The 16,787-nt window shown below is 38.9% G+C and carries 14 protein-coding genes; 1 reads left to right on the plus strand and 13 read right to left on the minus strand.

Features of this window, described 5'->3' with window-relative positions; genetic code table 11:
* Positions 1–152 precede the first annotated feature (152 nt).
* From AC056_RS07585 to AC056_RS07630, 10 genes are all read right to left on the minus strand, one after another.
* Positions 153–1,316, minus strand: coding sequence for a hypothetical protein (locus AC056_RS07585; RefSeq protein ID WP_077163228.1), 1,164 nt, complete (start codon positions 1,314–1,316; stop codon positions 153–155).
* On the minus strand, positions 1,309–2,637 hold the full coding sequence (locus AC056_RS07590) for a TolC family protein (RefSeq protein ID WP_213033476.1): 1,329 nt from the start codon (positions 2,635–2,637) through the stop codon (positions 1,309–1,311). Before AC056_RS07590 ends, AC056_RS07585 begins: the two co-directional genes overlap by 8 nt.
* Entirely contained in the window at positions 2,634–4,220 is a 1,587-nt protein-coding gene (locus AC056_RS07595; protein WP_077163229.1) for a GH3 family domain-containing protein, read from the minus strand. The genes AC056_RS07590 and AC056_RS07595 overlap by 4 nt, the downstream gene beginning before the upstream one ends.
* Complete coding sequence (locus AC056_RS07600) at positions 4,217–5,005, minus strand: hypothetical protein (protein WP_171057761.1); 789 nt, start codon at positions 5,003–5,005, stop codon at positions 4,217–4,219. Before AC056_RS07600 ends, AC056_RS07595 begins: the two co-directional genes overlap by 4 nt.
* 188 nt (positions 5,006–5,193) lie before the next feature.
* Positions 5,194–6,741 carry a DHA2 family efflux MFS transporter permease subunit gene (locus AC056_RS07605; RefSeq protein ID WP_077163230.1) on the minus strand — a complete coding sequence of 516 codons (1,548 nt, stop codon included), beginning with the start codon at positions 6,739–6,741 and terminating at the stop codon, positions 5,194–5,196.
* Positions 6,742–6,765: 24 nt separating this feature from the next.
* Complete coding sequence (locus AC056_RS07610) at positions 6,766–7,827, minus strand: HlyD family secretion protein (protein ID WP_077163231.1); 1,062 nt, start codon at positions 7,825–7,827, stop codon at positions 6,766–6,768.
* A 682-nt stretch (positions 7,828–8,509) separates the two neighbouring features.
* Positions 8,510–9,970 carry an indoleacetamide hydrolase gene (gene iaaH, locus AC056_RS07615; protein ID WP_077163232.1) on the minus strand — a complete coding sequence of 487 codons (1,461 nt, stop codon included), beginning with the start codon at positions 9,968–9,970 and terminating at the stop codon, positions 8,510–8,512.
* Between the two features lie 92 nt (positions 9,971–10,062).
* The gene (locus tag AC056_RS07620; protein ID WP_077163233.1) at positions 10,063–10,782 is read right to left on the minus strand and encodes a response regulator transcription factor; all 720 of its coding nucleotides are present in this window, start codon (positions 10,780–10,782) and stop codon (positions 10,063–10,065) included.
* Positions 10,783–11,024: 242 nt separating this feature from the next.
* A complete protein-coding gene (locus tag AC056_RS07625) occupies positions 11,025–11,288 on the minus strand; it encodes a hypothetical protein (RefSeq protein ID WP_025469128.1) in 264 nt (87 codons plus the stop codon).
* Entirely contained in the window at positions 11,285–12,094 is an 810-nt protein-coding gene (locus tag AC056_RS07630; RefSeq protein ID WP_039252038.1) for a hypothetical protein, read from the minus strand. The genes AC056_RS07625 and AC056_RS07630 overlap by 4 nt, the downstream gene beginning before the upstream one ends.
* Positions 12,095–12,264: 170 nt before the next feature.
* Between AC056_RS07630 and AC056_RS07635 the strand changes: the two genes are divergently transcribed.
* The gene (locus tag AC056_RS07635) at positions 12,265–12,891 is read left to right on the plus strand and encodes a hypothetical protein (RefSeq protein WP_077163234.1); all 627 of its coding nucleotides are present in this window, start codon (positions 12,265–12,267) and stop codon (positions 12,889–12,891) included.
* A 107-nt stretch (positions 12,892–12,998) separates the two neighbouring features.
* Here AC056_RS07635 and AC056_RS07640 read toward each other — a convergent pair whose 3' ends face one another.
* From AC056_RS07640 to AC056_RS07650, 3 genes are all read right to left on the minus strand, one after another.
* A complete protein-coding gene (locus AC056_RS07640) occupies positions 12,999–14,393 on the minus strand; it encodes a methylenetetrahydrofolate reductase C-terminal domain-containing protein (RefSeq protein WP_139344633.1) in 1,395 nt (464 codons plus the stop codon).
* Between the two features lie 72 nt (positions 14,394–14,465).
* Positions 14,466–15,233: an NUDIX domain-containing protein gene (locus AC056_RS07645; protein ID WP_077163235.1), complete on the minus strand. Its 768-nt coding sequence runs from the start codon at positions 15,231–15,233 to the stop codon at positions 14,466–14,468.
* Positions 15,234–15,293: 60 nt separating this feature from the next.
* Entirely contained in the window at positions 15,294–16,787 is a 1,494-nt protein-coding gene (locus tag AC056_RS07650) for a nicotinate phosphoribosyltransferase (RefSeq protein ID WP_077163236.1), read from the minus strand.

Genomic DNA, 16,787 nt, shown 5'->3' on the forward strand with positions numbered 1-16,787 from the left:
TTTTGTAACGAAATCAAAATCAACATGAGAAAAGTCTCTTGCTCTAGCGAGCATTTACCATTTTGCGCATATATTTGCTCAAATCTATTTAATTTGGCTAAAAATGAGCAAATTTTTGCGCATTAATGACCTGCGGTGAAACTATCTAAGCATTAAATACGCCCAACTTCTAAGTATGGAATCAGGTTTTTATCAAAATTTGGTCTTGGGTCGCCCTCATAACTAATAAAGCCATGCATACCCGTTAACCGCTCACCTTTATAGAACTTATTTAACTGATAACGCGGGTCTTTATGGGAAAGTGTAAAACTCACCACACCAACGCCCTGCTGCTTTGACTTGTTATAAGCATCTTCGAGCATTTTATGATGCAAAGCTAAATCTTCGGGATGACACATAAGCGTATGCAATACATGGTACTGGATAGAGTCACCCAGTTTAGGCAAACGCATACCTTTGGTAATTGGAGTTAGCAAGTTATAAACGGGTCTAAGCACACCTATAGCCGAACTATAATTTAAAATCTTGGTTTGCTTAATACTATGCTGATCCCACAAACCAAACATACCCACCAGTTTTTTGCCCTTAAAGTAAAGTGAAAAGTCTGAGAGTTTTATGCCTGAAAAATACTGATGACCTTGAGCAAGTTCTTCAAAGTCATAGGCAGGTATAAAGTTGTAGTGTTCTGCCATGTCGGCAATAAACTGATTCATAGCTGGTACATGTTCGGCTTCGGCAACACAACTACGAATCACTTGAATGTCACTCTGTTTATTAGCTTGCTTTAAAAAAGCCGTGATTTTTCGTTTTGCGCCAGTACTCGTCAGGCTCAGTGTCTCTATAAGCCCTTCATCATAATAATCGGGCATTCCCGTTTTACCTGTTTGTATAGCGGCGCGTGCGGCATGGTTATCATCAAAAATAATCATTTGGCTAAAGTTGGGTGCATGCATGGTCTGTTTTACATGCTTGGCTAATACCTTCACCAGTGATTTACCCCGATAGCTATGATCTACCCGTAAGTCGCCAGCGTATCGCAAGTTTTGAACGCTCCGATCGACATAACAAGGACGATAGCCATTGCTATAACAAGCGAGCTTCTTTTGACTCTCTAGGTCTTCAATCACAACATGCAGTTTATGCCGATAGACAATATCGGACGCTCTAAAATAACTCGGTTCACGCTGAAAGCTAATTTGTATACCTTTGGTGGTCATCGGTACGGCGATTAACTCTCTTAAAGCCTCGTCATCTGCCAAAGTTGCTTCACGGGTAATGAGGTTATTTTCTGGCAGTGGTGGATTTGTTTTATTCATTATTCACCTGTTGTGCTGTCTGCATAGGAACCAAACTATTTAAACGTCCCATTTGGTCGAGTAGTTGATAGACAAACACCACTTCGTCTTGGTCATTTACGGTTTTCTGGGTTTGTGCATCGAGTAGCTTCTGCTCGGTATTAAGCAAGTCAAAGGTCGTTTTGGTGCCTACATCAAACTCTTTACGTGTATAGACAAAGGCAATAGACGCTGCCTCTATGGCATTTGCCAATGCATCTTTATTTTGTCGGATGGTTTGAAGCTGCGCATAGGTGGTACGGGTACGCTTATTTAAGTCCAGTTCAAGACTTCGTATTTTCTGATGAGCCAAATCGATATCGGCCTGCGCTTTTTTGACATTGGCGCGATTTAAACCATCGTCATAGAGCGGTACATTGAGCTGTAACCCGACCATATAGTTGTTACTTTCAGAACCAATATAACTTGCTTCATCCTGCTTTCCTGCACGACTGGTCAGCATAACCGTTGGCCAGAGTTCCCGTTTAGTTAAAGCGTATTGTTTCTCTGCGGCTTGCATTTCATATTTAGCGCGCATTAAAGCCGGATGGTTCTTGGTTTGCGCCAAAATCTCATCTAGCCCATTCGGTATAGCAGGCAATTGTTTAATGGCAACAAGGTTGTCTGGTGTTGTACCTGTCACTTGGTAAAACTGTGCTTCACTTACAGTCAAGTTAGACTGCGCCTGTGTAATATCGGCTTGACCTTGTGCAACTTGTGCCAAAACTTGAGCCAAGTCTGCACGGGTAATCATACCGACATCAAAACGGCGCTTTGACTCATATAAAGACCGCTGCAGGTTTGCCATGGCCTTTTGTCTAAGTTCTAAAATGGCTTTCTTTTTTAATACGTCGGCATAGACCATGACTGTATTTAAAATCGTTTCCGACCGTTGATCTGACAAGCCTTGGTGTTGGGCGGAAAGCTGACTCTGGGCAATATCTACCCCCAAACGATGCCGCCCAGAGGTATAAATCGGATAATCTGCTTGTAACTGCAAACTTCGCCCTTTACGGTTTCCTTCGGTTGGAAACATGACTTTTGGCGGCGTATCTATTCTTTCATAGTCGAGTTGACCGACTAAATTGACTTTGAGTCCATCGCGCTGTTTAGCCTGTTCAAGCATAGCGGTAGACTGGTTTACGCTTAAACGGCTGACTTCAAGCTGACTTTCATGTCTTAAACTGGCAGACAACGCCTCGTCTAAAGTCATGGCATGTGTATTCGACACAACCAACACGCCTAAATACAAGGCGTGTCGAAGTGTTAAAAATCGAGTATTAAATGACTTCATCCCTTTCATAGTCGTTCCAAACTATTGAGGGTGACTTTTTTAAGTGGCTCAGGTTTGATATTGCCTTCGATAATGCCATCAAACATGACCAGTTGCTTATACGCATTCCAGCCGTTATTGGCTTGACGAATTTGAGGCTGGTCGAGCTGCCCCAAGTTTCGTGCAAGTTCATAATGGAAGTTTTGGCGTAAGATACTGTCGATATATTCATTGCTAATGCTGTGATGAATTTCACCTTCAAAAAGCACGCAATAAAATGGTTTAACTTGTTGTTGAGTATCAATCGCGAGTAAAGAAATCGCTTTCGATTCCGTTTCATTTAACTGAGACAACAACTGTTGAGCAGTTTCAGGTGCAAGTTTCTCACCAACCAAATCTACACCGAAACGTCGGCCTTGGAACTCAAAACATGGAATTTGCTCTATAAAGCCAGTCACTTTTAAGCAGTCATCTAGACAGTAACGCAGTAAGCCATTACCCGAAGTAATGAGTGGGCTCACAACATCACCTTGTTTAAGCTGCCATGAAGGAACGATTTGACCCTGTTTCTCACCTTCTAAATATTCAAACTCATAGAAATGACTTTGGTAGGCCAATGGGTATTGGTTGTTATAGGGAATAGTCACTACACCTTCGGTTGCCCATAACCCTTTGCCTTCAAACTGAACACTGGGCAGTTTCTCTTTTAATTTTTCGGCCCAAGCTTTTGAACCTGCCGTGTCCCAACTCGAAACCAGACTTAACTTTGGCCAAAGTTTTTTAAAGTCGATCTGTGTGCCGTTTGAACTTGCAATTAGGGCTTGAGCGCTTTCAGGGCTATGCGGTGCGGTCACTTCTTTTAAGGAAGCCTCACGATTTCCCCATTTACCGCTGTTAAGCACTTCAACCACATCTTTTTGCAATGATTCCAAACGCTCAAGTAATTGCAGCGCAAAAGTCGGACTCCATACCGAAATCATGGCTAAGTTACGGTTTGCGACCAAATAACAAATGGTGGCAAACAGTGCATCGTCCGCATTGGCTGCAAAGGCAACGTTACTTGGAACGGCTTGGGTAAACTTAGATAAAATGCGCTTACCTACGCCAAGTAGCGCACTGTCATCATTTAAGTTTTTATCTTTTAAAACTTCACGCTGACTTTCAGGTAACCATGACACCGACCAGTAGTGTGTACCCGAACTCAGCTCTGGACACTTACGGTATAAACTTGCCATCCACGGCGCAATCGCATGGTCAAGCTCATCTAAAAACAGCTTGGTATATGGAATAAACTTGATTTGTTCACTCGAACCACTGGTTGGCTGGAAACGAACCAGTTTACTGCTAGACAGTGAAAGCTGTTGTTCACGGTAACGCTGAATGTCTTCTCGCCATGCGCTATAGCGAGTCGCAGGAAAGGCTTTTACAAACTGCTCATAGTTTTGAACATTTTTATCTTTGGCAAAGGTAGAAGTCTGTAATATCGAATGCAAAATTTGACGTTGTGTGGTCTCTAATGCATTAAACTGTTTTTGGAAATTACGGTCAGATGCATCACACCATTTTTTTAAAATAAGATGCGAGCCTAGAGTCAGCCATTCATTAGATTTCATTGGATAGCCTCTCTACGTTTTGTTTTATGGGTTACACAAGCTTCAAACTTTCCTTTACTGGTCGGCTTCGTCATGAGCTTAACTGGGAAACGAGCAATATCTTTCCAGCCCAGACGACCTATACACGGCAGTTCTGTTCCAGCTTTCCAAGTTGGATTTTTTTGTTCAAAGAAATGAATATTTGGATTCTTTTCTCGCATTTCGGCGGTAATCGGTGCAACTTCGCCTTTTAACGGCTGATAGTCATCACCGAAGTTAAGTAAGCCTGCTTCACGGTCGTAATATTCACCAAAGAATTTTTCACAGTAGTGCTCAACCACTTCCGAAAGGTGTTGGTTTTCATCTTTAATGTTTGGGTAATACACATAGTAGTTATTGGCAAGTAATAGATAGGTCTTATAGCCCTTAGAAATGAGTAACCAATAGAGTTCGTTAAAAGGATATTTGATGCGAAGCTTAATCATGAGCTTGAGCATGGTACTTTGTAAGCTACGCGTGCCCCAGAACTTCTTCAAAATAACCGTATCACCGCTAAACAACACGGTGTAGTCTTTACCGTTTAAGTAGAAGTGCTGAACCACCACAGTCGAGAAACCGACAATCTCATCTGTCTCAGAGTCAAAAATTAAGATTGCACCGCTTTTATTTTTAAAATCGTCTACAAAAATAGAAAATCTGGTATTTTCATAATACTGTTCGTAAATGGAATACATCACTTTTAGTCGATCAGTATCAATTTGCTCTCTTTCAAAATATTGCCCATAAGTTGTGTTTTTCAGGTTCAATTTTGAAATCAGTTTATATGTTGTATTAATCATAATACTTTAATCTCCCACATCCAGATCTGTGAGTTCCGCTCGCTCGTACGGCGATGTTAGAAACTCGTATAAATGTTCTTTTTCTAAGAAGGGATACGTTTTGATATGCCCTATTGTTTTCATTCTTTAAAAAGCTGTCTTTTACTGCTAAAAATTTACATATTCATTTTCTTCCCCCTGTCCATAAAGATGGTTAAAAAGGCGGTCACAAACATGATGATTGCGAGCATGCGTAATAAATCATTGAAGCTAGATGTCAGTGCCTGAAAATGAATGTCGCGGTAAATCACACTGAGCGCGATTTGCTGAGCATTTGCGCCAACTTCTTGATATTGCGCCGTGAGTTGGTCGAGTCTTTCTGTAAAAATCCAGTTCTGCGGTGTCATCGCCTGATTAATTTGGGTGACATGCATGGCGGTCAACCAGTCTAAGGATGAGTTAATCAGCGCCAGTCCAACCGCGCCGCCAATGTTACGCATCAGGTTATAAATACCGCTGGCATCGGCCACTTTACTGAGTGGCAAAGTGCTCATCGCCAAATGCGACACCACAATCAGGCAAATCATAAGACCAATACCACGGTAAATTTGCGGCCAGAACATAAAGTCATAATCGCTGTGAATGCTAAGATGCGAGTTGAGCCATACACCAAAGCCCGCCAGAACCATTCCGACAAATACGGTTTTGCGGGTATCAAAATTAGGAATAAGCCATGCAAGGAACGGCGCAAAACAGAACATGACAATGCCTGTCACCATCATGACGTGACCAATTTGGCTACTGTTCATTTCACGGACTTGCCCAAGAAACACGGGAATCATGTAACCCAAGCCATACAGGGCCATACCAATCACAAACGTTGTAATGGCACTTAAGGTAAAGTTTTTGTTTTTAAATACCGATAAATCGAGCAAAGGCTTAGGCTGAGTAAAACTTCGAGAGAAGAAAATCATGCCGCCTATTAGGCAGACCATAAAAGCAATACGAACGCCTGTGTCTGCAAGCCAGTCATGGCGCGCGCCTTCATCGAGGAAATATTCAAGCCCACCCAAAAACATCGCCATACCAATGAGGCTAAACCAGTCCATGCTTTTGATGAGTGAATAGTTCGCTCGGTCGATATTTGGGCCTGAGTAAATGACCGTGGCAATGATAATGCCCGGAATAATATTGATCAGGAACATCCAGTGCCATGAGAAGTTATTGGTGAGCCAACCTCCAATGGTGGGGCCAATCGCAGGCCCTAAAGTACTGATCATGCCAAACATAACCAAAGGCAATGACCGTTTTGGTTCGGGGAACAGTAAGTACAACGCGGTCATTGAAGTCGGAATCATCCCGCCGCCCATAAAGCCTTGAATGCCACGGAACACCAGTAAACTTTCCAAGTTCCACGACAAAGCACAAAGTAATGAACTCACCGTAAAGCCGATTGCACACATGGTGTAATACACCCGTGTCGAAAGCACCCGCGAGACAATACTCGACATTGGAATTGCAATAATTTCGGCTATTAAATAAACCGTTTGTACCCAAGTGACTTCATAACGACTTGCACTCATGCCAGCTTGAACTTCGTTTAGAGAACTCGCCACAATCTGAATATCAAGAATCGCCATGAAGTTGCCAAAAATCATGGCAGCAAAAATTGCCCATGCAGTTTTTGCAGGAAACCTCCACTCGGCTTCAACATGCTTATTCATTTTCTTATTACCTAAAATTTTTTATTAAGTTCTTAGGTCAACGGTGGCACTCACCGACATTCCAGGTTTTATCAAATCAATATGTGGGCTTGAATCTATGGCAATACGTACAGGAATACGCTGTACAACTTTGTTAAAGTTGCCAGTGGCATTGTCTGGAGGCATCAGTGAGAAAGTTGCGCCTGAAGCTGGTGAAAAACTCTCAATTTTTCCGGTATAGGTGAGGTTCGGATAAGCATCAAGTTTTAACTTTACCTTCTGACCAACATGCATTTTTTCAATTTGGGTTTCTTTGAAGTTGGCTTGTACATACAAACTATTTTCAGGAATGATCGCCATTAAACGAGTTTGCGGAGAAACACGTGAGCCTTTTTGAATTGCAAGGCTACCGATCTTGCCCGAAACAGGACTCACCACTTTTGAGGAAGCCAGATCGACCTGATAGAGATTCAAATTTGCATTGGCACTTTGAATATCTGCTAAAAGCTGCGCTCGACTCGCTTGTAAACTCCCCAACTGAGCTTCTGCCGCATTAACAGCGGCTTGTGCTTTACTGAGCTGTGCTTGAGCGGTTAAATATTGAGACTGAACACCCTCAAAGTTTTGACGGGTAATTACGCCATCTTTTAATAAGTCTTGATAACGCTCAAACTCTTTTCTTAAGCGAGTTAAATCGGCTTGTGCTGCCACTACACCACTATTTGCTTCCGTAATTGACGACTTAGCAGACTTTTCGTTTTGTTGTTGTACACCGAGTGCGGCTTCTTTTAAGCTGACCACAGAACGGGCTTGATCATAACGAGCTTGATAATCGCGGTGATCTAATACCGCTAAAGTTTCCCCTTTTTTTACCACCTGATTATCATTAATTAATAACTCCATCACTTCGCCTGAAATCTTTGGCATAACCCAAGTTACATCGGCTTGCACATAAGCATTATCAGTAGATTGATAAAATCGGTATACAAAAAAATAATATACGATACCAGCAACTAAAAATAACAACAGGACACTAAAAACACCCCATGTTATTTTCTTTCGACTTTGGAAATTAGTATCAGTTTCTAGCTGAGCTACGTTATCCATATTCATTCCGCTTATTTGTAATATTCGATTTTTTATTTAAGCCAATAAAATTATTGGTTTCTTTTTTACGTAACTTTTCACTTGGTTTTATTCAATGAATCGTGACAGCGTAAAATTTGGTGCAAATTATGGTTCTGAAGTGAATTAAATATCATTGACCTCTTTGCCATATATTTTTTCTATTTATGTCAATAAATCATGTTATATAAACTATATTTAAAAAATATTTAATTCTAATTACGATAGATTTCTCTTAATAAATCGATTTAAAAATCAAACACAAACATTTGTTAATTAACAAATTACTAAAATTATTTATATTTTATTCAAAACTCCAAATCGGTTAATTTATTGCAGAAATGTTAACAAAAAGTTTTATTGTGTAATATTTAAGTATTATTAATTAAAATAACATGTAGTTTAAAAATGAGTTAACAATCAAAATTTTTATACTTATACATATAGAATATATATAATTTATAAATATTATTTTTTTTAAAAACAACAATAAGAAATCTAACAAAATCATTAAAGATGATAAACGGTAATTTTTAATAATTAAGTCACTCTACCGAGTAAAGTGACTTATATTTTTCCAGATAAAATAAAAGCAGAAAACAATCTCAAAGCCACTATTTAAAAGCAAAAACAAATCTTTAAAAATAGTAGTTTAAGTGATTTTTTATTGATTTAAACCTTTGAAAATTTTTTCTAAAGTTATTCCAATAGCAAGTATTTCACTGTCTTGATGAGCTAAGCCATCTATTTCTAAACCCACTGGCAGTTTTGATTTCGTACCCATTCCAATAGGTAAACTCAACCCTGGTATTCCTATATTACTGCCGGGGTCTGTATTTCGCATGAGGGTCTGGAAAGTTTCAATTGAATAGACTTCTTCATTTGCTAGTGGTGCCACAATTGGTGATGTTGGGAATAATAAAGCATCTAAGTTATGCGCTTTAAATGTGTTTTGGTAGAGTTCAAGCAATTGAGGTCGAGCTTCGCTAATCGCTTTTTCATACAAGGGTAAAACGGGAACAAGTTGACCATTCGGATCTAAAGTTAACTCAGGAAGAATATTCAGTTTAAAAATTGCCTGTACATCTGGGCTTGAGATCTGATCGACTACAGTCTCTATGGTCAAATTTACATGATGATCTTTCAAATATTGAATCAGGTCATATTTACCTTCATAGATAACCACGGGAAATGAAACTGCTTGATTGAGCTGTTCTAAATTCGGCATATCGACAGGAATAATTTCAACTCCTGTACTTTTTAAAAGCTCAAGTGCAATATGCGCCTGCTCATAAACATCTTCGTCTAAATTATTCCAAAAATATGAATTGATACCGAGTCGAATTTGATGAGGCTCTAATGGTTCTTTTCTTGGCTCTTGAGTAATAAGCTCATCAATTAAAATAACATCAGATACAGTATGAGCTATTGGGCCAGCGGTATCGCGAGTATGTGAAATTGGGGTAATACCTTCTTGTGAATATCGTCCTACCGTTGGACGAAAACCGACACAACCATTTAAAGCACTTGGCAGTCGAATAGAAGCACCTGTGTCTGTCCCCATAGCAATCGGAACCATGCCCGCTGCAACAGCCACCGCACTACCCGAAGAAGACCCACCAGCAATATGTAACGGGTTTACGGCATTTCGTGTACCCACAACGCCTTCTATATGCATGGCAGTATTATAACCTGTGACCCCAAAGGCTAATTCGTGCATATTGGCTTTACCAACAATGATTGCACCTTGATCAATAAGCTTTTGAATAACTGGGGCAGAAGTTTGCGGCCTAAATTGAGCTAAAGCTGGCGTACCTGCACTATTTGGAAAACCAGCAACATGAATATTGTCTTTAACCGCAATTAAAATACCCATCAAAGCTGGACACGGTTTTCCACTCAGTAGGTATTTATCCCAATATTGAGCTTGTTGAATTGCTGAAGCTTTATCTGTGCTAATAAATGCATTTAAAGATTGCTGTTTTTCAATATTATCGAAGTAATGATGCACAAGCTCTTCACAAGATACTTTTCTTTCATGAATGAGTTTAGTAATGATATCTACTGAAGCATTTGATAAATCGAGTGATTCGACCCCATTATTTTTTTCATTTGTATTTAACATAGTAACTTTTAATCCCTTTAAGTTGTAATTTTAGGAACTTAGTACAAATTGCTCATTGATTCGCATCCTCAAAATTGAGGATTGCTTAAACTTTAATGCCGAATGAGCAAGGCCATTTCAGTGCGATTATTACAGCCGATTTTTCTCATAGAATTGTTCAAATGAGTTCTTAATGTAGTAAAGCTAATATCCAGTAAATTGGCCACCTCTTTATCACTTAAACCTTTAGATACCAAGCGAACCACTTCTTGTTCACGCGAAGTCAAACCGTATTGGGTTGATAAATCAGTGGGTAAGGCTTGAGTAAAGTAAGGTTCAAGCAGATTTAATATTCTTTTTTCACGCTCACCAAACATGTCGGCATCTTTCTCACGCCAAATACGTAAATCACCAATATCCATACCATTTCGGACAAAATAAATATTGATGCCATGATATAAACCATAGGCTCTCAAAAACTCATTGTAATAGGGTGTTTTTTTCAGGTCTGCGAGAGGCATAACCTCATTTACAAAGGTTGGTTTTTGACGTTTGCGAAGCTGTGCCGTAATCGGATCATCAAATTGCCAAATGCTCTCATAGTCCTCCATCGCTTTTGGGTCGATTTTCCATATCACGCCTTCTCTCGATAAGTTATGGGTTGAGTCCCAAATATAAGATGCCGCGAAATCAGCCCGTAATAAGATGGCAATATCTGCAAGGATATTTTCACGTAAATTGTATTGCCCTTTCCCTGAGCCAAGTTTCCATAATATTTCAGAAAATAATGCAAACTCAGATGGGCTGAAATCTTTTTCTAAAAGTGCGGTCATCGTTTACCTATTTAATGAAATCCATCAAATTTTGAGAAGATCGGTTAAGCGCTTCTTTTGAGCTTATTCTTATTACTAATCCCATCCTTTTCTATAACATTTATATGCAAATATTAAAATAATTTTAAAGCATACTGCCTACTTAAAAATATTTCTTTCTTAAAAGCGGCTATTAGTAAAACCCTGAAAACTCAGGGCTTTGAAAGCCTTAAATACATAAAAATAAATTTAGCTCAAATGTATTATTTTTTACATTCAGATAGATACTTTTCAATCATGAAATTGACTATATCTGTTTCACCACGAGCCTCCCTAGTTTTTTCAGTATTGTAAGTTTTCCAAACTTCATCCCAATGATCTTTAATATATTTGACCATACATTCCTTGTAAGGATTTGGTGTATTTTCATGAATATGCGCTAAGAATTTGTCTTGATGCTTAGCGGTGGAATTGGCACAACCAAATAATGAAATCATAAGAACTAATCCTATACTTAAATTCTTCATTTTTTAATAATATATCCTTCATCAACTAATGGATCTTTATCTTTAGGTTTTAAACTCCAACCTTTGATTAAATGAAATCCTTCCGAAATAACACCTTTTCCTGAAGCCTTCCCTGCAAGAGGATAAATAATTTCAGGTTTAGCAAATTTTGATTTCTTAAAATTATAATGCCACATATAGGGATTTATAACATTTAAAGTAGGGATACCAGCTTGCTTTATAGCTCCAGTCCCATCCGGTAAATTACTAATATATTTACTTAAAATATCCCTAGCTGTTTCAGCACAAGTATCATTTATCCAAGCTGTATACTTTTGGTCGCCAGAAATGATTTGTTGACGTACTTGATTAGCTTCAGCAATTATTTTTTTAGCTGAATCTTCGTTAACCACTATTCTATAAAGCGTTGCAGTTTCCCCAATTCCATAATCAGGTGTTCCTGGCCGACTACTAGCATATCCATCTTTGATAGGGGCACCTGTATTCCATTTATTTGGTGCTTGGCTATTTCCTTTATTAAACCATCCACTTTTTCCTGCACCAGATGGCCCAAAACTAAAAAAGACTTCAACAATATCATTTTTGGTAACGTAAAAAAAAGCATGACCATAATCAATATCTAACAATTGTGTTCGCTCATTACTTTTTGAAACCCAACCATTATCACGTTCAACAAAAGCATCAGGATAGTTAACCTCAAAACCAATGGTCACAATATATTTATTTAAGACGACAGAAGTTGTAGGTTTATCATTTGCTGTTCTAACTTTCTGGAATTTCTTATATTTAAATTCATTTTCGGCCATAATTATTTCAACCCTAACTGCTCCATTTTTTCAATAGCATCAGCACCATAAAAAACTCTCAATTCAGTATTTTCAGCATAAAAAACTCGTTTAGTTAAGCCCTCTTTATTTGTTTTACCTATATGTGCTTGATTATTTTGATCTAAAATTAAATATTCCGTATCTTCACAATGATCTTTGACTTAGAAACAGGGGCAATGCGCGTATCAAATAATGATGAATCAAAAATAGAATTATGGTGTAGAGGCGCTATCGCAGGAACTGGTGATACCGTCTTAATAAATAGAATTATGAATTACTTTAAGAGTTTAAATCCAACTGATCTAAATCTTTACCAATTAAGTATAATTCATAAAGAAGTTGAAAGAAGATTAATAGAAGGCATACCAAAAGAGGTACTAATTAATACTACAATAATTTTTTCAATATATAATGGCTGTGAAACTTCTTTATATACTATACCAATTGAGCAGTTTTTTAAGAAAATTGATATAGAAGGCATACCAATTATTCGCTCTAGAATATATGAAGTTAAAGAGTGGACAATAGATATTTGTTGTTTTAAACTTCCATCTGATTTAAGTGATTTTCAGAATTTTCAATGTAATTTGAAAAGCTTATTAAATTTTGATAACGAAATTGATTTTATTAACTATTACATCGAACAATTAAAAAAACTTTTTGCAATTCATTCATTAATTGATTCTAGCATAACACCTTCATTTGACCTTTATCTTCAATCTTGTGAAACTGGAAAAAATTTGGCGTTACATGTTAAAAACTATAATTTAAACTAGTCTATTGATGTTTAAGTTAAAATATTTACTATAATTTTTGACTTCTATTAGCTTATACACCGCTTTTTAATTTGAACTATCGTTGTGCTTAAGATGGAATGCAGATCTTAAGCTTCCACTCCTAAATACCAATTTTTCCAAGAACTGGTTCCCCTAGTTTCAAGAGGCACAGTTGGAATCAGTTTTTCTTTTAATATTTCAGTTTGTTCAACAGCTTTAGCAAGCCTTGCTTTAGCGGAATGAATACATTCACGGTCACCAAATTCGCAGCGGTCTAAAGTTGTTCCACCACAAGGTCCATTGGCTAAACCTTTTGGACACGTTTCAGGACAAATATATAAAGTATCGCTTAGGCGACACTGACCACAGCTTTCACAGCCCACTAAGCTATGTTTACTCAGTACTTCTGTTTTAAGTAGTACTTTAGCGATCAAAGCATTTTCCCAAAAAGATGCTTTAAAAATAAACCGTCCAACACCTTTAGCAATTTTTGATCCAAACATTGCTTCATGCATAACATGTAATTGGCGATATTTAATTAATTGTTTAGACGTTGGCTGACGTGAAAAACGAGCAACTTCAGGTGAGAACTCTTTGCCTGAGGTGACTTGCCAAAGTGAATTCCAAAGCTCTTCTAAGGCTTTAAGCTCCAAATGGCGATATTGCTCAACGTAGCTTTCAAGCAACATTTGCTCCTCTGGCTTATGGCAGGCAGATAAGTGAATTCCTGCAAATCCTAAGTGTTTACATATCAAAATTTGCAAAGCGCAGCGTAAATAAACTCGGTCGGTATGCCCTGCCTGTTTTTCATCTGCCAAGACTTTTAGCATGTGGGGAGTAATTACAATACCCGCGACTTTATGCTTCACCATAAAATTGGCACGACCTAAAGTCAGTGGCATGACGCAAGCCAATATTTGCTGTGAATAATGATGTTTTGTTAAAAATGATTTGGCTTGTTTTAAGGCTTCAATGTCATAGCCCAATTGAGTAATGATAAAGTCAGCACCTGCTTTAATTTTCTTATGTAGTTTTAAATACTGGGCATCACGCTCAGCTTCGACATATTTAAATGGGTTAAAAGCAACCCCAATACGAAACCCGCCATGTTGCTTGGCAGCCATTACGGCGTTTACCGACTCTAAGTAACGACTACGAGGCTGCCCATCTCGACCATTATGGTGTTCTTTGAGTTTATCACCTGTAAGCAATAACAAGTTTTGAATATTGGCTGTTTGAGCTTGTTCTAAAAATTGCTCGAAGTCTTGTATGTCTCGGGCCTTACCTGAAAAGTGCAAGACTTTATCGATTGAGTCAGGGTAGCTTTTGCTGGCTTCAAGTGGCGCGATATCATGATCTGAATGTACACGATCTGCCAATGTCATTGCAGCCGGATATCCTGCAAACTCATGTTTCACAGGATAAATTTCATGCAGTGAAGTGAGATATTCCACCAACACAAAAAACTGGTTTTGCTGGAAGCAGGGAGAAACGTGTGACATAGGCAAAGTGCTGATCAAAACATGACATCAATCATAAGCGCGGCATTATAAATCAAAGTGCATCAAGATGCGCTAGTCAGAAAGCTCATTGTTTTGCTTATCTTCACCTTCTTTATTTCTAGGTAATTCGAGTGAGCGAGGAAATATAAAATCGAAAGAATCGAGTGCATAACGGTAAAGCTGAGCTGGTCGTTTGCCCACAATTTTACTGTGATTGGTTTCTTCAACTGCACCTGCTTCTATCACACGGCGTCTAAACGCTTTTTTATCTAAGGATTGCCCAAGAATAATTTCATAAATAGTCTGTAGCTCGGTCAGCGTAAATAACTCGGGCATGAGACTAGCTGGCAATGCGGTATAGCGAGTTTTATTGGTTAAACGCTCTAAAGCTAATCTGAGCAATTCATTATGATCAAAAGCCAATGCTAAATCTTGTGCTTTTGCTACAGACACCCATTCGCTGTACTCAGCCAAAGCTTGGTGTTCGTAAGCATTAAAATCAATTAAAGCAAAATACAAAATGGTTACGGCCCAGCCACGCGGGTCACGTTTGGCATTACCCACAGAAGCAACTTGTTCCAAGTAAGGTGAAGCAATTCCTGTTTTTTCAACCAGCTTACGATATGCGGTGGCCATCAAATCTTGATCGTGCTTTAAATCGGCAAAACCACCCGGTAAAGCCCATTGGTCTTTAGCTGGAAAGTTGGGGCGCTTAATGAGTAATACCTGTAACTGACCATTAAATACCGAGAAAATAGCCATATCGACCGTAAGTAAAGGTGCGTCATAATCTCGGTGATCATAACTGGCAAGGAATTCTTGTTCAGTTTGAATAGTCACGTTCAGCCTCTCAATAAAAATGATGAGCCGATACACATGGAACGGCTCATCTAAACTCAGTTATGCAATGGATAAACGCTCACGTATTTGATCCAAAGTACACTCATATTGAAGTTTACCATTTTCAAAGACCGTTTTAAGTGCTCCGCCTTGTTCTTGTTTGGCTGTTTGCTGATCAAACAAAGTAAAACCATTTTCACCTTCTTCAATGCGTAACAGACCTTTAGCAGATTTTTTAACACCTGAGTCAGTAATTGGGTCTTTAAACAACTCTCGACCTACGCCATTCACTTGTCCCCAAGTCGCTTTCACAGCAAATCCAAAGGTATCCCGTGTTAAATAGTTATAGGTAAAGCTGCCTATACCAAAAACCAAGTTGTTTGAAGCAAAGCCTTTGACTTCAAGCCCTTCTAAAATGCGCTGTGCGCGGTCTAGGGTAATTGAGTCGCCATAAATTAAACCAACACGTTCATTCAGTACTTTATAGCCTTGGTCTGTGGTTGTACCGCCAAACACTTCCCATAAACATTCAACTGCACCTTTGTAGGCTGGGCTACCGACTTCGGCGTCTGGGTCGCCGCAAATAATTTTGACAGGGTCACCAGAGTCAGGACGAAAAACCAATTTAGCCAAGCCTAAAGCATTAAGTTGTCTTGCCAAAATTTCAGGTTTTAAAGCCACCGTAAATTCTGTAATGACTCGCCAAAAATCCCATGTATCAGACACAATACTGACAACACCAGACGGATAAAGCTCACAGATTAAACGCTTAAATGTGTCTAGCTCACTGTCTTCTGTGCCCATACACATTACACTGTGTTCGGTCGCTGGTACAGATACCCCAATCACACCTGTTGCATTGTAATATTCTTCCGCATAGTCAATTGAAGCAACCGAATCTGTTCCAATAAAACTAGTTAAATGGCCTACTCCTGATTGTGCAGCATCATAAATTCCGCTCATACCACGACTACTAAAATCGTGTCCTTGCACAGGTACAAAATCAAGTGGCGCGCCAGTTTTTACAGCATATTGCGTTAATAAGCGTTTGTACTCATAGGCAATTGTGGCCGTAGTACAGCTTTTCCAAAGCTCAGCACTTAACACGGTTTCGATATAGTTCGTTAACCAAAAGAAACGTGGGTCAGTGTTAATCACGGTGAGCACAGGTACACGCATATTGACGCGGCTGCCTTCTGGCAAGGCTTTAATGCGTAATGGTAAATATCCCAAGTCGTGTAACGCTTCAATGTGATCAACCGGTACTGCGCCTTCACCTAGTGAACTATCCATACGGCGTTTATAAGCAGCCACCACTTTGTCTTTAGGCTGTTTGAAAAAGCCTTCATTCCATGTATCTATTAAAAAGTGTTTGATAAAACCCTGAAGACCAAAGAACACAACTTTAGCGTCAAAGTCAGGTAGCATTTTTGCGAGTCGAGATGAACGCGGCGTAAAGTTTGCGTACACGTACTCTGTGCCTGCTGGATACTGACGTCTGTGATCCGCTTTATAAAAATCGATAGCGTTTAATGGATTCAATTTAATAGTCAT

Origin of the sequence: Acinetobacter genomosp. 33YU (assembly GCF_001990725.1) — a bacterium.
Taxonomy (GTDB): Bacteria; Pseudomonadota; Gammaproteobacteria; order Pseudomonadales; family Moraxellaceae; genus Acinetobacter; species Acinetobacter seifertii.